Annotated in this window: 21 protein-coding genes; 18 read left to right on the top strand and 3 right to left on the bottom strand. The window is 64.6% G+C overall.

The window, feature by feature from the left end; translation table 11 throughout:
• Nucleotides 1-155: 155 nt before the first annotated feature.
• The gene (locus DVS29_RS03570) at nt 156-380 is read right to left on the bottom strand and encodes a hypothetical protein (RefSeq protein WP_118179050.1); all 225 of its coding nucleotides are present in this window, start codon (nt 378-380) and stop codon (nt 156-158) included.
• 213 nt (nt 381-593) lie between these two features.
• Between DVS29_RS03570 and DVS29_RS03565 the strand changes: the two genes are divergently transcribed.
• The 10 genes from DVS29_RS03565 to DVS29_RS03525 all read left to right on the top strand — a co-directional run bounded on the left by DVS29_RS03565 (nt 594) and on the right by DVS29_RS03525 (nt 7,847).
• Nucleotides 594-1,172, top strand: coding sequence for a hypothetical protein (locus DVS29_RS03565; RefSeq protein WP_118179049.1), 579 nt, complete (start codon nt 594-596; stop codon nt 1,170-1,172).
• Nucleotides 1,159-1,569 carry a hypothetical protein gene (locus tag DVS29_RS03560; RefSeq protein WP_118179048.1) on the top strand — a complete coding sequence of 137 codons (411 nt, stop codon included), beginning with the start codon at nt 1,159-1,161 and terminating at the stop codon, nt 1,567-1,569. Before DVS29_RS03565 ends, DVS29_RS03560 begins: the two co-directional genes overlap by 14 nt.
• A 116-nt stretch (nt 1,570-1,685) precedes the next feature.
• Complete coding sequence (locus DVS29_RS03555) at nt 1,686-3,806, top strand: phage tail tape measure protein (protein WP_118179047.1); 2,121 nt, start codon at nt 1,686-1,688, stop codon at nt 3,804-3,806.
• Nucleotides 3,807-3,808: 2 nt separating this feature from the next.
• Entirely contained in the window at nt 3,809-4,684 is an 876-nt protein-coding gene (locus DVS29_RS03550) for a baseplate hub protein (protein WP_118179046.1), read from the top strand.
• Between the two features lie 136 nt (nt 4,685-4,820).
• Nucleotides 4,821-4,994 (top strand): hypothetical protein, encoded by a 174-nt coding sequence (locus DVS29_RS37190; RefSeq protein ID WP_164707838.1) that lies wholly within the window; start codon nt 4,821-4,823, stop codon nt 4,992-4,994.
• 10 nt (nt 4,995-5,004) lie between these two features.
• Nucleotides 5,005-6,024 carry a hypothetical protein gene (locus DVS29_RS03545; protein WP_124800593.1) on the top strand — a complete coding sequence of 340 codons (1,020 nt, stop codon included), beginning with the start codon at nt 5,005-5,007 and terminating at the stop codon, nt 6,022-6,024.
• 55 nt (nt 6,025-6,079) lie between these two features.
• Entirely contained in the window at nt 6,080-6,595 is a 516-nt protein-coding gene (locus tag DVS29_RS03540) for a hypothetical protein (RefSeq protein ID WP_118179044.1), read from the top strand.
• Nucleotides 6,596-6,710: 115 nt separating this feature from the next.
• Nucleotides 6,711-7,190: a hypothetical protein gene (locus tag DVS29_RS03535; protein WP_124800592.1), complete on the top strand. Its 480-nt coding sequence runs from the start codon at nt 6,711-6,713 to the stop codon at nt 7,188-7,190.
• Between the two features lie 25 nt (nt 7,191-7,215).
• A complete protein-coding gene (locus DVS29_RS03530; protein ID WP_118179042.1) occupies nt 7,216-7,407 on the top strand; it encodes a hypothetical protein in 192 nt (63 codons plus the stop codon).
• A gap of 221 nt (nt 7,408-7,628) precedes the next feature.
• A complete protein-coding gene (locus tag DVS29_RS03525; protein WP_118179041.1) occupies nt 7,629-7,847 on the top strand; it encodes a hypothetical protein in 219 nt (72 codons plus the stop codon).
• Between the two features lie 361 nt (nt 7,848-8,208).
• On the opposite strand, the gene DVS29_RS03520 is transcribed toward DVS29_RS03525, so the two are convergent.
• On the bottom strand, nt 8,209-9,939 hold the full coding sequence (locus DVS29_RS03520; protein ID WP_118179040.1) for a ShlB/FhaC/HecB family hemolysin secretion/activation protein: 1,731 nt from the start codon (nt 9,937-9,939) through the stop codon (nt 8,209-8,211).
• Between the two features lie 376 nt (nt 9,940-10,315).
• Entirely contained in the window at nt 10,316-11,725 is a 1,410-nt protein-coding gene (locus tag DVS29_RS03515; RefSeq protein ID WP_118179039.1) for a collagen-like triple helix repeat-containing protein, read from the bottom strand.
• 659 nt (nt 11,726-12,384) lie between these two features.
• Between DVS29_RS03515 and DVS29_RS03510 the strand changes: the two genes are divergently transcribed.
• The 8 genes from DVS29_RS03510 (at nt 12,385) to DVS29_RS03475 (ending at nt 20,003) form a co-directional block, all read left to right on the top strand.
• On the top strand, nt 12,385-12,597 hold the full coding sequence (locus DVS29_RS03510) for a Flp family type IVb pilin (protein ID WP_118179038.1): 213 nt from the start codon (nt 12,385-12,387) through the stop codon (nt 12,595-12,597).
• Nucleotides 12,598-12,687: 90 nt separating this feature from the next.
• Nucleotides 12,688-13,227: an A24 family peptidase gene (locus DVS29_RS03505; RefSeq protein ID WP_118179037.1), complete on the top strand. Its 540-nt coding sequence runs from the start codon at nt 12,688-12,690 to the stop codon at nt 13,225-13,227.
• Complete coding sequence (locus DVS29_RS03500) at nt 13,224-13,724, top strand: TadE/TadG family type IV pilus assembly protein (RefSeq protein WP_118179077.1); 501 nt, start codon at nt 13,224-13,226, stop codon at nt 13,722-13,724. Before DVS29_RS03505 ends, DVS29_RS03500 begins: the two co-directional genes overlap by 4 nt.
• 49 nt (nt 13,725-13,773) lie before the next feature.
• Nucleotides 13,774-14,754 (top strand): Flp pilus assembly protein CpaB, encoded by a 981-nt coding sequence (gene cpaB / locus DVS29_RS03495; protein WP_420816065.1) that lies wholly within the window; start codon nt 13,774-13,776, stop codon nt 14,752-14,754.
• Nucleotides 14,755-14,854: 100 nt separating this feature from the next.
• Nucleotides 14,855-16,243, top strand: a complete 1,389-nt coding sequence (locus tag DVS29_RS03490) for a type II and III secretion system protein family protein (protein WP_118179035.1) — start codon at nt 14,855-14,857, stop codon at nt 16,241-16,243.
• A gap of 24 nt (nt 16,244-16,267) precedes the next feature.
• Entirely contained in the window at nt 16,268-17,539 is a 1,272-nt protein-coding gene (locus DVS29_RS03485; RefSeq protein WP_118179034.1) for a fimbrial protein, read from the top strand.
• Between the two features lie 3 nt (nt 17,540-17,542).
• Nucleotides 17,543-18,910 (top strand): TadA family conjugal transfer-associated ATPase, encoded by a 1,368-nt coding sequence (locus DVS29_RS03480; protein ID WP_118179033.1) that lies wholly within the window; start codon nt 17,543-17,545, stop codon nt 18,908-18,910.
• Nucleotides 18,903-20,003: a type II secretion system F family protein gene (locus DVS29_RS03475; protein ID WP_118179076.1), complete on the top strand. Its 1,101-nt coding sequence runs from the start codon at nt 18,903-18,905 to the stop codon at nt 20,001-20,003. Before DVS29_RS03480 ends, DVS29_RS03475 begins: the two co-directional genes overlap by 8 nt.
• Nucleotides 20,004-20,005 lie beyond the last annotated feature (2 nt).

The following is a 20,005-nucleotide window of genomic DNA, read 5'->3' as shown; positions in this document are numbered from 1 at the left end:
AAAAGTCGGACGATCAACCTGATAGCAGGCTCTGCAGCCGATACGCCCGACGTGAAAAAAGATCGGCGCTCCGAGAACGTGTTGTGCAGACCTTCCCTAGAGTGCCAATGCCGGAGCAGGGCGCGGCGCGACCGTTCGCCGAATCCCCGCGTAGATCACCGGCATTGCGCACGCGGCCTCATCCCGCCGCCAGGAGCAATGGTGCGTATTCCCTCACTCTGTTCGGTCGGAATCACTCCGCTGTTGAGCATCATCTGAACGGCGCGGCGGATGTATTCGGACGACGTGATGTTGAGGGAGAACGCCACCAAGTCCATCCGAGATTTTGTCTCATCCGGAAGAATCACGCTCGTGCGAATGCCTTGCTGCCTCTTCGACATTTGTAGCTCCTATATCGATCCGGTGTTGACTATACGGTCGATCGTGTGAACTCGCGGCGCACACCAAATGGCGCGGTCGCTCGACCCGTCTGAACTAGCGTCGTGAATATTTTTGTGGCGATGTAGTCCGAACACCGATAGATACGATACTTGCTCCGTCCGTTTACAAATTCGGATAACGAACTAAATTTCATCGAAAGGAAACAGTTCACCATGAGCAAACTTCACTACCTGACGCACATCCGCCTGCGCGACGCTGCGGAAAATCAACAGGTCTTCCTGAAGCCGCAAGACTTTGCGGCGAAGTCGGTCGGTCGCGTCCTGCTCGATCCCATCCAGCGACACATGTACGCAGCGCTGCGCGTGCACGGCGTGACGGCGATGGAATCCTTCATCGCTTGTTTCGGCTACAAGCTGCTGGGCCGTCCGGAGCTTTTTGAGCAGGCGGCAACGCACTACGAAACGACCCGTCTGTACATCGATGAGGTCGAAGAGATCGCCAACGCGTGCGATGTCGAATACCTGGACGAAGAGCACCTTGCGCGTCTGGTCGAGTTTGTCAGTGCCAGCGTGACAGAAAAGGTCACGAATATGTATCCGACGCTGGTGCAGAAATACGATGCACCGGTTCACCGCACGCCCACCTCGCATGACGTGGAGCACTACAACGATCTCGTGAAGTCGCGGCTGCGCTCGATCCAGATCGAGCAGGCCGAAGCGCTCGGCAGTGACGGCGACCGGATCAACGTGCACCGCACGAACGACTCGAAGCGCGACCATGAAGAAGATTAAAGAAATGGGCGCTCGCGAAGCTTTGCCGTATGCACTCGAAGTGGTGCGCCTGAGGGTGCGCGGCATGTCGAACGATTGCGCCCGCCGTGTCGAGTTCGATTCAGTCGACCTGATGGCCGCATATGGCCGAATCGGGTTCTCCGGCTCGATTTCGCACAAGACGATTGGCCCGGTCCTTCTGGCCGCTGGGTTCGCGAGAACCCGGCACTCTGGCAACGAAAGCAGATCGTTCTACTTCCCAGCCGTCGCGACACGTATGGAGTTGATCCGATGCGCGGCCGCGAACATCGCGAAGCTTGAACTAGCGGAAGGCCCCGAGAGCCGGGTGTGGCGCGAACCCCTTGGGAAGGATGCTCACATCATCCGCTTCTACGAACGCGAGGGCTCAGATGATTAATTCAATCACTCAAATTTTCAGCGACGACCATATCAAGGCTGTCTGCATCGGCCTCTACTTGGCCATCGAAGTTCTGCACTTCATCAAATATTACTTCCATCTGGAGCAGCGCAAACATGGCTGACGATCTCGACAAGTTTGTTTTGCAGTACACCGTCGAACTCAAGGACAGTGTGTCGCGCCTCGAACGACTGCAGCAGAAGATGGACGGTGTAGGCGAGAAGACCGGCAAGGCTAAGGGTCACTTCAAGGACTTCGCCGCAGATGCGACGAACGAGATCGGCAAGCTGATTCCCGGCCTCGACAAGGTCAGCGCGGCGGTGCGCTCGATGGGCGCGGAGTTCGCTGTCGCAGGCGCGGCTATCGGCGCGCTCGCCATCGGCATCAAATCCGTTATCGATCTGCGCAATCAGTACAACGCGCAGCGATCTGACGCCATGCAACTCGGCGTCTCGGGTGTACGCCTTGAAAACTGGCAACGTCAGCTTGTTCGCAACTCCAACGGCTACGTCTCGCGTGACGCGGCGCTCGAAGGACTGAAGACGTTCTCCGGCATGACGAACGCCGCGTACACCGATCCGACACGCTACGGTCGCGAAGCGCGCATCATGCGCATGCTCGGGGTAAACGTCGGCGAGCGCGGCCAGGCACCGAACGGTCTTACGTCGGAACTCGGCGAACTCGCGGCCGGTCTGCAAGGCAAGTCTCGCGCAGACGTGCAGGGCATCGCGAAGGCAACCGGCATGAATCAGGATTGGTTGCTGACGGTGCAGAAGCTCGGGCCGCAGATCGAACACGTCACCGAACTGACCGACCAGGAAATCGGCGCGCGGCAGCAGGCGCAAGACTCGCTGTCGAAGTTCAACGACGAGCTCAGCCAGTTCAAGGAAAACATCAACGAGCTTGAGATCAAGCTCGGCCAGAACGTCCTTCCTGCAATGGACAAGTTCATCCAGTTCTTGTCGCGGATGACGGATATCTTCAACAAGGCGACGTCGGGACCGGCCGCGAACCCGGCAGGTCATTTCGGTCCCGGTCACACGTGGATTCCGGCACCCGGATACACAGCACCGTCGACCGCACCAACCTACAAACAAGGCCGGTACAAGATCGAGAACGGTCACCGCGTCAACCTGCCCGATATCGATCCGGATGCCGGGAAGAAGGCTGAAGCTGCGCAGAAGGCCAAGGAAGCTGCCGATAAGGCCGATCTGGCGAAGCGCGATCAGCAGGTGGCGAAAGAGGACGCAATCAATCAGCAAGGCATCCAGACCGCCAACCAGATGACGCTTGCGATCAACATGTTTGCCGGTGCCGTTCAGTCGTTCTCCAGCGCGATAGACGCGCAGCAGGCCATCGCGGCTTGGGCCGGGGAGGTCGGGAAGGACAATGGCCTGCCGGGGTCTTCGAACGACACAAGCAACGCACGTAGCGGAGCACGCGGCCTGCGCAACAACAACCCCGGCAATCTCGAATACGGGGCGTTCGCGAAGGCTCACGGCGCGACCGGCTCAGATGGTCGATTCGCGATCTTCCCGGACATGGCATCGGGCGTCGCGGCGCATCAGTCGCTATTGCAGCAGGACTATCTGGGGAAGGGGCTGGACACGCCCGCCAAGGTAGTCGCAAAGTACGCGCCCGCCAGCGAGAACGATCAGGGCAAGTACCTCGCGTATCTGAAGGAGCGCGGCTTTGATGCAAACACCAAGCTCACGGCCGCGAATCTTCCGCTGTTCTCCGCTGCGCAGGAAGCGTACGAATCCGGCTACGGGAGCGGTCACGGCATCGGGCAGGGCCGTGACAGCATCAATATCCGGCGCGTCCAACAGAACATCGCGGACTGGCTGCACGTTACGCTGCAACAGGTTCAGCAAGGAGGGGTGACAAAGGGTGATGCTGGTTGGGCTTTGTCGCAGAAAGAGGCAGGCATCAAAAACAACATCTACGACCTCCAGCGTCAATTGTCGGTCGGAGGCCTGCCGCAACAGACCTATTCCAAGCTCCAGAACGAGCTTCGTCAGCAGTCCATCGGCCTCGGCCTGATGCAGCAGTACGGTGCCGAAGCCGTGGCGAAGCAGAAGGACGGAGGGCGGCAACTGACCATCGGTGAGATGCCGATCATCATCAAGGTAAACGGCGCAACCGACCCGAAGGCCGTAGGGGAAGAGGTAAACAAGCAGCTTCGACAGTCAATGAACGATCTGATGACGCACTACTCAAGCACCATCAAGGGGTAACCATGCCATTAGGCCAACGCATCCTCAACCTAAACGTCCAGCTGCCCAGCGGCACGGTCACGCTTGACGCGTCGATGTACCTGCGCGTAAAGATCAAGAAAGACGCGCTGTCCATTCAGAACACGTGCAACGTGACGTGCTTTAACCTCTCGCGATCACTTCGCGAGTCGCTGCTGTCGCAGTTCAGCGCCTTCAACCAGCGCAACGTCGAAGCGGGCCAACCAGGCTTCGCGGCTGCATACATCAATGCGACCGTGGAGGCCGGGTACAAGACAAGTTCGCAGAGCGCCGTGCAGACCGTCTACAGCGGTCAGGTGACTGTCTGCGAGCCGGAAGGTGGGCCGCCCACTCTCGGCGTTCGTATCGGCCTCGCGTCACAGCAAATCTACAAGGGGCAGTACATCACCGGGCCCGCGCCGTCTCGCGCGACGTTCAAGCAGTACGTCACCTGGGCGGCGGGGCAGATGGGCATTCCGTACGTGTGCGAAACCTCATACGACAATCAAGTCATCACCAATCCGTCATCGCAGACGCTTTCCGTCGACTCGCTGTTGTGGGATATCCAGGCGTATTTCCGGCCGAAGGTGGCGGCGTGGATCGACAACAACACGCTCTACGTCCGCGACATCAACAAGGTTGTGAGCACCGCACAAATCGTTCCGATTAGCAACTTTGTCGGAACGCCGATGTGGACTGAATGGGGCGTCGAGTACCAGACGTTCTTCAACCCGCAAATTCAGTTGGCGGGCGGCACGATCTTGACGAGCCTCTTGAATCCGAGCCTCAACAGGACGTTCGTGACGGGCGGCTTGGAATACGACCTTACGAGCCGCGACGATCCGTTTTGGGTCAAGGTGACCGGCTATCCGCCCGCGTAGAGCTTGGCTTTGCGGTGAACGCTGCGCGGCGCTGCTGACGTGGCGTACACCGATAGATCGTATATTTCTTAATAACCGGTTCACGGTTTATCCGGTCTTTACAAGTTCGGAATCCTATTTAAAAGGAATATTTCAAATGAGCGATAGAAACGAACAAGCAGCGCAACCCGTCGATATGACCAAAGCGCCGCACTGCTACGCGAAGGCCGAGAAGGCCACGAAGTACACCGGCGGCCACGATCACAGGGTCAAGGGCGATTCGGCGCAGCACCGACCGGCTCTGGCGCACGAACAGCCTGCGGCGAAGTGAGGAGGCGGAAATGACCAACGCGGCAATCAATCCGACAGTAAATCTGGCAGGTATCGTCGACTTCTCCTCATCGCACTCCAGCGCGACCGCTGATGACAGTTCGTTCCCGGTGTTTGCCCCAGAGTCCGGAGAGCAACCTGCGAACCCCGGCGCCGTCGATTCGAGTGCGCGCCCGCTTTCCTTCTCGTATCAAGCGATGGATGCGGAGACGCGTGCGCTGCGCTCGACCGCATCGAAGAAGGCAACAACGGCGCGCGCTGCTCTTGCCCAGCGGCCGAGCCCCGTCACCCAGCACGTAGCCGTGGCGGATCAGTACGGTGGTGTTCTCGTCACCTTTACAAACAGTCGCAAGCAGTTCAAGGCGTTGACCGGCATCGAGTCGAAAGACGCAGCGCGCGGCGTTTGCACGGCCAAGTACACGGCCAACCACGGCGTGGTGGTCGGTGTGTTCGACGGAAGCCCGTTCACGCTGACGCACGAGTGCGTTCACGCTTCGCACGTGATCATGAAGACCGTTGGTATCGACGCGCGCAACGATAGCGGCGAAGCTCAGGCGTACCTGACTGAGTGGCTGTCGAAGGAAGGTGCGAACGTTCTCGTCGGTGGTGGTGCAGCGACAGCAACCGAGAAGACGGTTGCCGCGCCTGTGAAGCGTCTCGTTAGCGATCTCACACCGCGCGTGCTCAACCGTGCTGCAACTGATGTTTCGCCGGCTGTAAAGCCTGGGGTCGGCACGCAGACGCGAGATTTGATGTGTGCTACCGCCGACATCATCGCCAAAATCGTCAAGTACTTCGACGCGGAACTCAAAAGATCAGCGGACAAGGACACGAGCGGCACAAACAGCGCCTACACCGTCACGCCGGAGGAAGAGGCGCGCAACGAAGAACTCGAACGGCAACAGCGCGTGCAGCAGGCGGCGGGCGATTCGATGGACACGTATTTCCGTGATCCCGAAGTGCACCACAGCATGGACGACTGCTTCCGCGATTCGTCCGGCCTGTCGATGAACGACTACTTCGAGCGGTGAGCAATCGCGCCGCGCTCTGCTGACGGGCGCGGCTTACACAAGGAAGGCAACTATCATGGAATTTACCAAGCAATACCTGGCTGAAAAGCTCTTGCTGGTTCAACTCTTCAACACGGTTTATCGACCCGGCATCGGGTTTGCGCTGGACGTCGAGCAAACGGCGCTGCACGACAGCATGCTCCGCACAGAACACTCCGGCTGTCCGATCCTGTACAGCGGAACGTTCATCGCGAGGGGCCAGAAAACAATCCTTCCGTTCGCGTTGCCGTTCCGCGTTGCCGATGGCGTCAAAGGCATCAGCCTTCACTCGTTCGCCATCGGTGACAACACGGCCCGGTTCGGTGAGCGTGTGCTGTCGCTGCTTTCACTCGTCGACTACCTCATCACGACCAACCAACTGAGGTGCAGCAGCATCAGCGCGGCAATCAGGACGATCACGTGCAACGGCAAGCGGGATTCCATCCATGGGATCAGCGAAGGTTACCCCGCTTTCCGCGAGCGCTGCATTAAGCGCCTTCCGTACGACATGTCGCTGGCGCTGCTCGGCGAGTCGTCGGAGCAGGCGGCTTGATGGATACCCGCCGCGCGGCATTCCTGTCTGTCTACCTGTCGACGCGCTTCATGCTTTGGAAGGGCATTGAGCTCGTCGATCACGCTGCAAAGCGCATTCGGAATTGGAGGAAGAAGTGAAAATGCCATTGATCCGAGTCGAATCGAGTCTTGACGAGTCCATCAAGATGGAAATGTCTTTCGCTCGTCTCAAGCAGATTCAAATCAAGCTGTACGCAACCGTTATCGTGAACGAAGACGCACCGGCTGACAATAAGCTCGACGCTGCGCTGCACATCGCTATGTTGTCGGGCGGTATCGAAGGGTTCTCCGACAGCAAGGGCCGCACGCACCGCCGCGTGGACGACCGGATGATGCGGACGGTCGCGATGTTGTCGCGCTGGGAAGCGGAAGACGGCGTGTCGTACCTTGGCGACAGCCCGACGCATGCGTTGCGCGAAACGCTCGCTAAATTGACGCCTGCGCCGGTCGCGCCGGTCGATCCACGTAGTCCTCTTGAACGACGCGCTCTCGAACGTAGTGCGGAGTTGCGGAAGCAAACGGCATCCAAGACAGGCGCTGGTCGTGGCGCTCGTACGCGGCGTTGCCCGATTTAACCCATCTACTCAGGAGCAATTCACCATGATCGATATCGAACGTGTCCGCGAGGCGGCGGACGAGCAACTGACCAGGGCCGCGCTCAACGTGTGGGCCGCGTCGGCCTTCTCGACGGAGGAAGGGTTAGCGCGGGCGCGGCAACGTTATGAGAGCGAGGTTCGTGCCGTGGAGCAACGCAGCACAAACGCACTAGGGAGTGACCTTTCGGCCTCGTAGCCGATCCGAGTACCGAGACAAGGCCGCATGGGTCGGAAGGCTCCTGCGGCCTCTTTTTCATCGCGATTTAGACACTCGTTCCAAGTCCTGTTCGACCCGTCGGCTGTGGCCCAGTGTCCAAATCTGGCCCCAAATATGTTGCCGACATTACAAACCTTACAAGATAATCAAATTTGCTGGTTCGGTGAGCCAGCGAAACCCGAATCTTGAAGGAGTCGAACATGCTAGATCGCGTACGTGTCCCGCTCGTCGTCCGGGCGGCGGGAACCCGGAACGGCCGGGAGTTCAAGGGAATCGACGAGGCGAACCGGGAGATGGGCTGGGAGCTTGCCGTTCAGTCGCGCAAGTTGATCCGCCGCCTCGTCAAGCTCGAAGGGGCGGCCGTCGCGGAGATCGGCGGCACGACGTATACATTTAGTCAGCGCAAGGCCGCGCCGTGAAAGGGGACGCGAAGATGATCGCGCTGTTCGCAGCGGCAACTATCGTCTGCCTCGCGCTGATAGGCGTGGCATTCGTAGTGGTCGTGCGGTAGCGCTACAGACCCGCCCAGCCGGTCCAACCGGGACGGCTTGCGGGTAAGAATGCGGGGAATCGCCGGAGGAAATCCAGCGAACCCAATCCCGGCGCGGCTTTCCGGACGGTCTAGCGATTCGATAGTGGAACCTCTATTTCGAGATGGAACCACCGGCGTTCCGCACACAAGATCAAGCGATGGCGACGCGCTCCGATCGATTAGAGGCGGCCTTCGATTCACCGCGCGGCACACCGCACCGCACTGCACCACACGGCAACGCAGCACCCTCAATTGAGCTGATACGAGAACGTCGCATTGATCCGCGGGCTCCGTGACGCGCTCTCCACCGGCGCATCGCCGACGGGCTTCGCCACCGACAGATCGAGGCTGTAGTACTTCGCATCCGTGATGCGAAAGCCGAGCGCGACCGACGCGAGCTTCGACGGCGCCGGCGTGCCCGCATGCAGATAGACGCGCGCCGTATCGACGGCGACATACGGCGTGATCGACTTCAGATACGTGAAGCCCAGCCCGAACGCGCGATTGACCTCGAACGACGCGCCCCAGCCGGAGTCGCCGGACGTTTCGCCCGGCTGGTAGCCGAGCGCGAAGCGCTGCGCGCCGAACGAGATCTGCTCGGAGGTGGGCAGCGAATCGGGGCTGTACTGGCCAGTCAGCGACAGCGCGGTGCCGAAGCCATGCGGCCAGTCGTTGGTCTGCGTGAAGGTGGCGCCGGTGCGCACGAAATCGATCGACGCCGGATTGACCGTGACCACGCCCGGTACGTTCGAATCGCCGGATTTCGATGCACCGAGAATATCGAACGCCTTCGCGACGTTCACGCTCAGCTTGCGCACCTGGCCGGTCTGGACGCTCGCGTAGTCGGCCTGCAGCTGCAGCACGCGCACCTGCGACTGCAGCCCGATCTGCGCGCCCGTGATCTGGTTGCGGTAACGGTCCTCGTCGTGCGACGCGTAGGCCGTCACCGTGCCCATCAGGCTCTGCGTATTGCTGAGCAGCAGCGGATACGCGAGCGAGCCGCCGAGCTTGTCGTTGATCACCGTGCGCTGCACGTACGAGGGCAGGCCCGGATTGTCGACCGGATTGCCGCGGTAGTGCGACGCATCGAGCTTCGCGGTCAGGCCGTTGGTGCCGATCGGCAGCGCGCCGTCCACAGCCAGATAGGTCTGGTTGTCGCGCCCCTTCGGCAGCAACGCCGACACGCTCAGCTGCTCGCCGAGCGACGTGAGCCCGTTCTCGGTCGCGGTCAGGAGACCCTGCACGCCGGGGTGATTGAAGTCGATGCCGGTGCTGACGTTGAACGGCTTGCGGTCCACAGCGAGCGTCAGCGTGGTCGCGCCGTCGGTGTTCTTCGGCGGCTCGACGGTCGCGTTGACCTTCACGCCCGGCAGCAGGCCGAGCACGTTGATGTAACGCTCGAACGTGGCGCGCCGCAGCGGCCGGTCGGCGGTGATGTGCGCCGCGATGCCGCGGATCTTGTCCTCGGTCGCGCCGGGCCGGCCGGTGACCTTCACGTCGGCCACATAGCCTTCCACCACCGTCACGCGCACCACGCCGTCCGCGAAGTCCTGCGCCGGCACGAACGCGAACGACAGCGCATAGCCGCGTTCCTGATAGAGCTTTGTCACACCGTTGGCGGTGTCGATCAGCTGGCCGATCGTGATGTCCTTGCCGACGAGCGGCGTGAAGCGCGCGGCGACCTGATCGAACGGAAGCGTCTTCACGCCTTCCACCTGGATCTTCGATGGCGTCAGATGGCGCGCGAGCAGCGCCTGCAGTTGCGGCGCCTGCTGCTGGACCTGCACGGTCACGTTCGGGCCTTTTTGCGGCGCGTTGATCTGCGGCAGCGAATCGAGCGGATTACCGCCGACGGCTGGCGCAGGTGCGGGCGTCGGTGCCGGCGCGGGTGCGGGGCGCGACTGCGCGTGGGCGGCGCCGGCTGCGAGCGCCGTAAGCGTGGCGAGCCAAAGCGTCCATGTCAGGGAGCCGGATTTCATGCTGGTTGTCCTCGGAAGGCCTTGTTTGTTGTGCATTCGCGCCGCCTGGCCGGGCGTGCGTCGAATGTTGCGGATGGCATGCGCCTCCGCGTTACCGCTTTTCTGTGTTCGTTATCGCTGCATTGACGGCCGCGTTTGTCGAAAACTTGACCGTCGTTGTTACGTGCTACTACGCATTGCTGCGCGTGCGCCTACTGCGCTGCGCACTTTCAGAAAACCATCCCGCTGCCGCGAGCAACGCCGCTCGATCCCATCGCCGCGCGGCATTGCGTCGACCACGACTACCTGTGCGACGCGGGCCGCAGTCTGCTCAGCCGCGACGTCGCTCGCGCCCGACGACGAAGCGACGTCGTCGTTTCGCCGCACGCGCTGCCGCTCATTTCTTCGTCACGCCGCCGAGCAGGCCGCCGACGAGCGTCGTCACCGAGCCGAGCGGATTCGCGCTGCCGTTGCTGCCGCCCGTCGATGCAGTCAGCGCCGGCGCGCTGCCGCCCGACGAACTCGAACTCGCCGATGCCGAGCCGAGGCTCGCGGAGCCGCTGACCGCGACGCCGCCCAGCGCGCCCGTCACCGACGACACGAGACCCGTCACCGGTGCAAGCGGGCTCGACGAGCCGCCAGCCGCGCCGGAGAGCGCACCGGTCACGCTCGACAGCGCGGTGGTCACCGGCGCGAGCGGATTGCTGCCGCCCGTGCCACCCGCGAGGCCACCGAGTACGCTCGTGACGGGCGCGAGCGGATTGCTGCCGCCGCTTGATCCACCGAGGCCGCCGAGGCTGCTGAGACCACCCAGCGCGCTAGTGATCGGCGCAAGCGGATTCGAACTAGCGTTGCCGCCCGTCAGCAGTCCGCCGACCGAGGCGACCGTCTTGCCCGTGTCGGACACGACGCCGCCTACGCCCGTCGTCACCGGGTTGCCGTTGCCCGACGACGCGACCATCGCGCCAGCCTGGTTCAAGCCGCCGCCCACCGTCTGCAGCAGGTTGTTGACCGGCGCGCCCAGGCCGGTCGCGGTGCCGACCGTCTGCGTGGTCGATGCAACGGTCGAAGTGATCGGCGTGATCGCCGTGCTGAGCTGCTGCGTGACCTGCTGGACCGGGCCCGTCGAGAGCGCGGTGGTGAGCGTGCCGCCGCCGTTGGTCACGGCGCCGCCGAGCGTATCGATCGCGCCGCCGAGCGGCGACGTCACCGGTGCGAGCGGCGCGAGGGAACCGGTGCCGAGACTCGTCACGAGATTGCCCGCGCTCGTCACTGCGTTGCCGAGATTGCCGACCGCGCCGCCGGCGCTCGATAGCGTCGTGCCGACCGGATCGGTCGACGCGCCCAGCTGGCCGAGGCCGTTCGTGATACCGCTGCCGAGCGTCGACACCGCGGCGCCGACGTTCTCGACCACACCGGCCGCGGCCTGCGTCGTCTGCGAACTCACGCCCGGCACCGACTGCGAGCCGAGCGTCGAGCCGATGCCCGACACCGTCGAACCCGCATCGCCGACCACACCGCCCGCGTTCGCCACCACCTGTCCCGCCGCGTTCGCCGTGGCCGTCGTGCCGCTGCCGGTCGTGTTGCCCGAACCGCCCGACGAACTGCCGAGGCCGGACCCCGAGGTCGAACCCGAACCGCTGCCCGTCGTCGACAGCGCACCGCTGCCACCGTCGGCGCCGCTGCCGGTGCCGGTGCCTTGGCTGAGCGTGCCGGACCCTCCGCATGCGGCAAGTGACAGCATCGCGGCCACGCTGGCCGCGATCAGGGAAGTCCGTACCAGACCGTGTGTCGTTTGAATCTGCATGTCGCCCTCGCTTCGTAGGTGTAGTTGATCGTGCTGCGGGCCCCTATCTGCAACAGGTGTGCCATTTCGCATGAGGAATCGGCGAGGGAGCATTCGCGTGCTTTCGTGAAATCGCGCAGAGCCTTGTGCGGCAAGGCGGACGAACGAACGAATCAAACCGGAGGACGACCTTGGGAAGGGCAGGCGGGCGCGGCTTCGATGCGCGATGAGCGGCGCGTAACGTAACGGGCGGCGGCCCGCGTTACGGCGGCGCGCGTAACGCGGACACACACGGACGATTGAAACGGGCGGTTCAAACGGATAGTTAGTGCAGCGAATCTAACTCATGGAAACCCCTAGGTCGGTTCGCGCGATTCGCTGCCGATAATTCGGGCAACCCCGTCAGGCCATGCGGGGCAAGGGTTTCACGCAACACTCATTGCTTAAATCGAAGCATTGAGCTATAAGTTGCACCAGAGTCGTGGATGACGGGGGAGGTACGTTATCGAACAGACCAGAATGGGAAGCCAGTTGCAGCAGCAGCCGTAACATGACCGGACGTCGGCAACAGCACGAGAAAGGCGGATGAGAGAAACGCCTTCCGTGTGCCGGCCTGAAGCACCAGTCACACGGTCACACGGGTGCCATACAAACGATTAAAGCAATTCCGAGGGTTCACAATGAGAAAGTTCACCAGACGTTTCCTGAGAGACAACGAGGGCGTCACGGCCATCGAATACGGCCTGATCGCAGGGCTCATCGCACTGGCCATCGCCAGCAGCATGAGCGGCCTCGCCACCGAGCTGAAATCGGCATTCACCAGCATCACGAGCGTCATCTCGTCGGCAACGAGCACCGGCAGTTCCAGCGGCTCCAGCGGTACGGGCGGCTAGCGCACTTTTTCTGTCAGTCGGACAACTAAGCTTCATGCGAGCTGCGTCGCGGCTCGCGTGTGGTGAAGCTCGTCCGGCATTTTCAAGCGGATGAGTGCGCCCGTGGGTAGTCTTCTGTTCATCGCCTGGGCTGCGGCGGTCGCGCTGTGCGACTGCCGGAACCGGCGCGTTCCCAATCTTCTCGTCGCGGCGGGTCTGGCCACGGCGTGTGTCTGCGCGTTCGCGCAGCGCAGCCCGTTCGACGTGACGCCCTTGCGGATGATGGAGGGCGCGGCCGTCGGACTCGTCGCGCTGCTGCCGTTCTATATGGCGCGGATGATGGGCGCCGCGGACGTCAAGGTCTTTGCGGTGCTCGGCGCATGGTGCGGCGTGCACGCGCTGCTGGGCCTGTGGGTCGCGGCGAGCCTCGCGGCCGGCATTCACGCGGCCGTGCTGCTGATCGCTACCCGCACGCCGCTCGCGGCGCTGAGCGTGCCGGGCCGGCGCAGCGGCACGCCGACGCTCGTGCTCGGCACGCGTCGCGCAACGCCGTATGCCGCCTGTCTCACGGTGCCCGCGATCGTGTGGACGTGCATGCTCGCATGGCATGTCGTGCGGACCGCGCACGGTCTGGGAGGACTATGGCGATGAGCGCGCCTGGTACTCGCACGGCCGTTCGCCGCTATGCCAGCAAGCGGCGCATCGGCGCCCGCCATCGGGCGCGCGGCGCGACCGCGGTCGAGTTCGCGCTGCTGTTCCCACTGTTCTTCCTCGTGCTGTACGCGATCGTCACGTACAGCCTGATCTTCGTCGCGGAGCAGAGCCTGACGCTCGCCGCGGAAGAGGGCGCGCGCGCCGCGCTCGCGTACCAGGACGCGACCACGCTGAACGCCGCGCTCGATGCACGGGCGAGCGCCGCCTGCACCGCCGCGGCCAACGTGTCGTCGTGGCTCGCGAACCGCGCGAACTGCACCGCGACGCCCGCCGCGTGCAGCTACGACGCATCGCTCGACTGCATCGAAGTGACGATGAACTACGACTACGCGGCGAGTCCGCTCGTCCCCACGCTGCCGCTGCTCGGCATCGCGTTGCCCAGCACGTTGTCGAGCAGCTCGACGGTGCAGCTCAATCCGGAGAACATCCTGTGACCGTGATGCCGACCCCGCGCGATCGCGCGCCACACTTTCGCGGAGGCACATCGTGGCCACGCTGACCCGTATCGCCGCCGCCGTGCTGATCGTGCTCGCCGTGCTGCTCGGCATCTTCGCGTGGACGCTGTCGCGGCGCCCATCCGCACCGCCGCCATCCGCGACGCTCGCGCAGCGCTGGCCGATCGTCGTCGCGACGCGCGCGCTGCCGGCCGGCCAGCCGATCCCGCCCGACGCGCTCGCGGTGGAGTCGATGCCGGTCAATCCGAACGGCACGTTCAGCGACGCCGGCGCGATCGCGGGTCGTACACCGACCGTCGATATCGCCGCGCATACGCCCGTGTTCGAAGCCCAATTGCTGACCGGTATCGCCGAGCGCATCCGCCCCGGCGAGCGCGCGGTCGCGGTGCGCGTCGACGAAGCGAATGCCGTCGGCGACCGCGTGAAGCCCGGCAACTATGTCGACGTGTTCTTCACGCTGAAGCGCGACGGCAGCGCGGGCGGTCTGAATGCGGGCAACGCGGAGATCGCGCAAACCCAGGCGCGCCTGCTGATGTCGAAGGTGCGCGTGCTCGCGTTTGGCGATGCCGCCAGCGCGAGCAATACGAATGGCGCGCGCCAGCAGCGTTCGGCGACGAATGCGCCGCGCACCGCGGTGCTGGCGGTGCCGGTCGAGGACGTCGACAAGCTTGCGCTCGCCGAAACCTCCGGGCGCCTGTTCTTCGCGCTTCGGAATCCGAACGATGACGATGTCGTCGATCCAGCCGCGTTCGCGCCATATGGCGGCGTCGTGAAGACGTCGGCGTCGGGCGCCGCGATCAAAGGCAAGGACGGCGGCATGGACCCTGACCTGAACGGTTCGACACGTGCCGCCGCAGGCGTTGCGCTCGCCGAACTGTCCGGCGCGCAGAACGCGACAGGCCGGCAACCGGAACGCAGCGTGCCGAAAGCGCGTCCGGTCGTGACGGCGCAAAGCGGAGGCAACATTGAAGTGATACGAGGCGGGCATGCCGAAACGGTGGCCTGGTGATTGATTCAACGCTTGATTCAAGGCGCGATCCATCCAGCGCCCGACGGCACAAGCATTCAGCGGTTTCAGGGAGCGGGCAGCGGTCACTGCCCATCACAACATGACAAAACGATTTCTTTCGGCGGGAATCGCGCTATCGATCGGTCTCGCGACGGGCATCGGGTGGCTGCCGCTCGTGCCATGCGCAAACGCGGCGGACAGCGCAACCACGAGCCTCGGTCAACCGTCGCAAACCATCGACATCACGGTCGGCGCGCAGCAGACGCTCGCCGTCGGACACGCGCTCGCGCGCATCGCCGTCGGCGATCCAACCGTCGCGGACGTGCTGATCGTGAAGGGCGACCGGCGCGGCGGCGTGCTGCTGATCGGCAAGGCGGCGGGCACCACGGACGTGATGCTGTGGGAGCGCGGTCAGGAGATGCCGGTGCGCTACACCGTCAACGTGACGACCAACGCGGCCCACGCGCTGCTCGGCAGCGACACACCCGGCGTCAAGGTGCTGAGTGGCACGGCGCTCATCACCGGCAGCACGCCGACGATGGAGCAGCACCAGCGCGCGGTGGTCGCCGCGAACGGCTCGCTCGGCAAGGACGGCACCGTGTTCGACACGTCTACGATCGCGACGCGCCCCGTCGTGCAGGTCGACGTGCGGGTGGTCGAGTTCAGCCGCCAGGTGCTGAAGGAAGCGGGCTTCAACTTCCTGCGGCAGAACAACGGCTTCGCGTTCGGCTCGTTCGGGCCGAGCTCGCTGACGACTTTCACGCCCGCGCTGTCGCCGGGACAGACCATGAGCGTCACGGCGACCTCGCCGATCTCGTCCGCGTTCAACCTCGTCTTCAACTCGGTGACGCACGGGCTCGCGGCCGACCTGAGCCTGCTCGAATCGAACAACCTCGCGCGCGTGCTCGCGGAGCCGACGCTCGTCGCGCTGTCAGGGCAGAGCGCGAGCTTCCTCGCGGGCGGCGAGATTCCGATCCCGGTGCCGGAAGCGCTCGGCACCACGTCGATCGAATACAAGCCGTATGGCATCGGCCTGTCGCTGACGCCGACCGTGCTGAGCCCGCAGCGCATCGCGCTGAAGGTGGCGCCGGAGGCGAGCCAGCTCGATTTCGTGCATGCGGTGACGGTCAACGGCATCTCGGTGCCCGCGATCACGACGCGCCGCGCGGACACCACCGTCGAACTCGGCGACGGCGAGAGCTTCGTGATCGGCGGGCTGATCGATCGCGAGACCGCGTCGAACGTCGACAAGGTGCCGCTGCTCGGCGACCTGCCGGTGATCGGCGCGTTCTTCAAGCAGCTGAACTACCAGCAGACCGACAAGGAGCTGGTGATCATCGTCACGCCGCATCTCGTGTCGCCGCTCGCGAAGGGCGCGACCGTGCCTGCGACGCCGGGCGAGCAGGCCGAGCAGCGCAATCCGCCGGTATGGCGGTCGTTCCTCGGCGGCGCGGCGAGCAACGATGCGGCGCCGGGATTTTCGAAATGACGCGCCGCGCGACGGAGTCCGACCATGAATGCGAGAACCCAGGCCTTGACTGAGCCGGCCACCACTGACCGTTTCGTGTTCGCGTCGCCGGCGGCCGAGCATCTGAACTGGCTCGCCGATACGCTGATTGGCGCGGGCGCTGTCGAGCCCGCCACGCTCGAGCCCGCGCAGCTGACGCAGCGGATCGCGCGCGTGAACCCGTCGCTGGTGTTCGTCGATTTCTCCGGCGGTCGCGCGGCGGCCGCGAGCGCCGCGGCGAATGCGGCGCGCGCCGCGTGGCCGGAACTGCAGGTCATCGCGGTCGGCTCGCTCGCGGAGCCCGAGAGCGCGCTCGCCGCGTTGCGCGCCGGCGTGCGCGATTTCATCGACCTGTCCGCGCCGGCCGACGACGCGCTGCGCATCACGCGCGAGGTGCTCGACAATCTCGTCGAACCGGTGAGCCGGCATGGCCGCGTCACCACGCTGATCGGCGCGCGCGTCGGCATGGGCGTGAGCACGCTCGCCGCGAATCTCGCGGTGCTGCTGCAACGGCGCGACGCGCCGCACGGACGCCAGGCGGCGCTGCTCGACCTCGGGTTGCCCGCGGCGGACGCGACGCTGCTGCTCAACACGCGCAGCGAGTTCAATTTCGTCGAAGCGGTGCGCAATCTGCGCCGCTTCGATCAGACCTTCGTGCACACCGCGCTGTCGCGTCATTCGAGCGGTCTTGCGCTCACCACGTTGCCCGCGAACCTTGCCGAGATGCGCGAGGTGTCGTACGCGTCGTCGATCAGCCTGCTGAACCGGCTGCGCGCGTTCTTCGATCAGCAGGTGATCGATCTCGGCGGCTTCACGCACACCGAGTTCATCGCGCAGGTGGTCGAGGCCGCGGACGAAACGTGGCTGCTCTGCGATCAGGGTGTCGCGTCGATCGTGTCGGCGGTCGGCGCGCTCGATGCGCTGCGCGCCGAAGGCGTCGACACGAGCCGGGTGCAGCTGATCGTGAACCGCTTCGAGCCGGCGCTCGGACTGGCTGCCGCGCAGATCGCGGAGCGGCTCGAACTCGCGCTGCTCGCGACGCTGCCCGAGCGGCGCGTCGCGCTCGGTCAGGCGGTGAATCAAGGACATCTGCTTGCCGAGCGCGCGGAGCGCGACCCGTATGTGCGCGCGCTCGAACCGCTCGTGCGCCGCCTCGGCGGCACGGGCGGCACGGGCGGCACGGGCGGCGTGAGCAACGACACGCCTGCCACACCGCGTGCCGCGCGCGGTCTCGATGCATTGCGCCGTTTCATTCCCACTTCATCCAGACGGTCATAGACGATGGCAAAAGACATCGAATTTGCCGACGACTCGCCTTCGTTCGCGCACAGCCAGCAGTTCCAGGACATCAAGAACGCGGCGCACGAGCATCTGCTCACGCGGATCGAGGAACTGGGCGCCGAGTTCGGACGCTGGTCGCGCAACGCGATCAACCAGTTCGTCGACCTCGAGATGGACAGCTTCGTGCGGCTGCGCCGGATTCCGATCAACGAGAGCGAGGTGCGCCTGATTGCCGAGGCGCTCACGAAAGAACTCGCGGGCTTCGGGCCGATCGAGGATCTGCTCAACGACCCGGCCGTCGAAGACATCCTGATCAACGGCTATCACGACGTGTACGTGTCGCGTCACGGTATTCTCGCGCGCATTCCGGTGCGCTTCGCGGACAACGGCCACCTGCTGCGGATCGTGCGGCGGATTCTCGCGCCGATCGGCCGACGCCTCGACGAGTCGAATCCGATGGTCGACGCGCGTCTGCCGAACGGCGGCCGCATCAACGTCGTGATTGAGCCGCTGTCGATCGACGGGCCGGTGGTGTCGATCCGCAAGTTCCGCAAGGACCCGCTGCGTCCCGACGATCTGCTCGGCAACGGTACGTATAGCGAAGAGATCGGCGCGCTGCTCGAAGCGGCGGTCGAGGCGCGCTGCAACGTGCTGGTGTCGGGCGGCACGAGTTCGGGCAAGACGTCGCTGCTCAATGCGCTCGCGTTCCATATCCCCGAAGCGGAACGCGTGGTGACGATCGAAGATACCGCCGAGCTGTCGCTGAACCACCCGCACGTCGTGCGGCTCGAAAGCCGGCCGGGCGGCTACGACGGCACCGGCGTCGTGGCGATCCGCGACCTGCTGCGCAACACGCTGCGGATGCGCCCGGACCGCATCATCGTCGGCGAAGTGCGCGGCGGCGAAGTGCTCGAAATGCTGCAGGCGATGAACACCGGCCACGACGGCTCGATGGGCACCGTGCACGCGAGTTCGCCGCGCGAATGCCTGTACCGGCTCGAAATGCTTGCCGGCTTCGCGGGCTTCCAGGGTACGGAATCGAGCTTGCGCCGGCAGATCGCGAACGCGATCGACTTCATCGTGCAGATCGGCCGGCTGTCGAATGGACGTCGCCGCATCCTGTCGGTGACCGAAGTGACGGGTCTCTCGGACAACATCATCGCAACGCAGGAGCTGTATCGCTACGAGCCTGTGCTGACGCCCGAAGGCGACGAGCTCGATCAATGGGTGTCGCTCGGCATCCATCCGCATTCGCCGAAGCTCGCGAAGTTCCGCCAGCAACTGGGCGGCGACGCGGGGCACTTCGGTTTCCGCGGGGATGGATTTGGCGGTGGCGGCGGTGGCTTCGGCGGAGGTTTCCGTGGCTAGCGCGGCCGCGCTTATCGGCGCGCTCGCGCTCGTGTGCGTGGCGTGCGCGCTTTTCGTGTGGCAGCGCGGCGTGGTGCGGCAATCGCGTGTGAGCACGGAGCGCTTCATCGACAGCCGCACCGCGCGGGCGCAGACCGCGACGGCGGGCGCGCTGCCGCAGTCGCAGGCGCGTACAGGAATCGCAGGGCAAGCGGGCGCGCGGGGCGCGTCGGCGTTTGCATCCGGAGCAATGGCGGGCGCGACCGTGGGCGTTGCAGGCGCGCGTGGCCAGTCGAATGCAAACGCAAACGCGAGCCCAAACACCAATGCAAGCGCAAACGCCGCGCAAACACGCTGGCACGCATTCCAGGCGCGCGGGGCGTTGGCGCTCGAACACGCAATGATCCGCGCGGGCGTGACCGATGCGCGCGTGCCGGCGCTGCTCGCGCTCGCCGCAACGTGTGCCGCGTGCCTGTGGGCCGCGCGCGCACGCGGCGGGTTCGCCGCGCTCGCGATGCTCGTCGGGTGCGGCGCGGCGCTCGCGTTCTGGTTCTCGGCGCGTACGCGCCGCCGTCGCCAGAAGATCGTGCGGCAACTGCCGGCGTTTCTCGACGGCATCGTGCGGCTGATCGTACTCGGCAACAGCGTGCCGGCCGCGTTCCAGGCGTCGCTGCTCACCACTGACGCACCGCTGCGCGAGTGTCTCGACCACGTGTCGCGGATGCTGCGCACCGGCGTCGAGATCGACCGCGCGCTCGATCAGGTGGCGGCCGTGTACCGCGCGCGCGAACTCGAACTCGTCGGCGCGGTGCTGCGGCTGTCGGTGAAATACGGTGGCCGCGCGGACGTGATGCTCGACCGGATGGCGTCGTTCATGCGCGACCTCGAACAGGCCGAGCGCGAACTCTCCGCGCTGACCGCGGAGACGCGCTTGTCCGCGTGGGTGCTGACCGCGCTGCCCATCGGCATCGGCGGCATGGTGATCGCGACGAACCCCGAGTACTTCAACGTGATGTGGGCGAGCGAGGGCGGCCGCGATTTCATCTATGCCGCGTTCGGGCTGCAGGCGCTTGGCGCGTGGCTCCTGTACCGGCTCGCGAGGGTGAAGGGATGAAC

The organism is Paraburkholderia phosphatilytica, from assembly GCF_003443895.1.
Classification (GTDB): Bacteria; Pseudomonadota; Gammaproteobacteria; order Burkholderiales; family Burkholderiaceae; genus Paraburkholderia; species Paraburkholderia phosphatilytica.
The sequence above is the reverse complement of the archived record's forward strand: the minus strand, read 5'-3'. Positions and strand labels throughout refer to the sequence as shown.

What these genes read in the sequence shown, in the direction of transcription:
- DVS29_RS03570 (WP_118179050.1), bottom strand. Translation starts at nt 380, where the DNA reads ATGTCGAAGAGGCAGCAAGGCATTCGCACGAGCGTGATTCTTCCGGAT.
- DVS29_RS03565 (WP_118179049.1), top strand. Translation starts at nt 594, where the DNA reads ATGAGCAAACTTCACTACCTGACGCACATCCGCCTGCGCGACGCTGCG.
- DVS29_RS03560 (WP_118179048.1), top strand. Translation starts at nt 1,159, where the DNA reads ATGAAGAAGATTAAAGAAATGGGCGCTCGCGAAGCTTTGCCGTATGCA.
- DVS29_RS03555 (WP_118179047.1), top strand. Translation starts at nt 1,686, where the DNA reads ATGGCTGACGATCTCGACAAGTTTGTTTTGCAGTACACCGTCGAACTC.
- DVS29_RS03550 (WP_118179046.1), top strand. Translation starts at nt 3,809, where the DNA reads ATGCCATTAGGCCAACGCATCCTCAACCTAAACGTCCAGCTGCCCAGC.
- DVS29_RS37190 (WP_164707838.1), top strand. Translation starts at nt 4,821, where the DNA reads ATGAGCGATAGAAACGAACAAGCAGCGCAACCCGTCGATATGACCAAA.
- DVS29_RS03545 (WP_124800593.1), top strand. Translation starts at nt 5,005, where the DNA reads ATGACCAACGCGGCAATCAATCCGACAGTAAATCTGGCAGGTATCGTC.
- DVS29_RS03540 (WP_118179044.1), top strand. Translation starts at nt 6,080, where the DNA reads ATGGAATTTACCAAGCAATACCTGGCTGAAAAGCTCTTGCTGGTTCAA.
- DVS29_RS03530 (WP_118179042.1), top strand. Translation starts at nt 7,216, where the DNA reads ATGATCGATATCGAACGTGTCCGCGAGGCGGCGGACGAGCAACTGACC.
- DVS29_RS03525 (WP_118179041.1), top strand. Translation starts at nt 7,629, where the DNA reads ATGCTAGATCGCGTACGTGTCCCGCTCGTCGTCCGGGCGGCGGGAACC.
- DVS29_RS03520 (WP_118179040.1), bottom strand. Translation starts at nt 9,939, where the DNA reads ATGAAATCCGGCTCCCTGACATGGACGCTTTGGCTCGCCACGCTTACG.
- DVS29_RS03515 (WP_118179039.1), bottom strand. Translation starts at nt 11,725, where the DNA reads ATGCAGATTCAAACGACACACGGTCTGGTACGGACTTCCCTGATCGCG.
- DVS29_RS03510 (WP_118179038.1), top strand. Translation starts at nt 12,385, where the DNA reads ATGAGAAAGTTCACCAGACGTTTCCTGAGAGACAACGAGGGCGTCACG.
- DVS29_RS03505 (WP_118179037.1), top strand. Translation starts at nt 12,688, where the DNA reads ATGAGTGCGCCCGTGGGTAGTCTTCTGTTCATCGCCTGGGCTGCGGCG.
- DVS29_RS03500 (WP_118179077.1), top strand. Translation starts at nt 13,224, where the DNA reads ATGAGCGCGCCTGGTACTCGCACGGCCGTTCGCCGCTATGCCAGCAAG.
- DVS29_RS03490 (WP_118179035.1), top strand. Translation starts at nt 14,855, where the DNA reads ATGACAAAACGATTTCTTTCGGCGGGAATCGCGCTATCGATCGGTCTC.
- DVS29_RS03485 (WP_118179034.1), top strand. Translation starts at nt 16,268, where the DNA reads ATGAATGCGAGAACCCAGGCCTTGACTGAGCCGGCCACCACTGACCGT.
- DVS29_RS03480 (WP_118179033.1), top strand. Translation starts at nt 17,543, where the DNA reads ATGGCAAAAGACATCGAATTTGCCGACGACTCGCCTTCGTTCGCGCAC.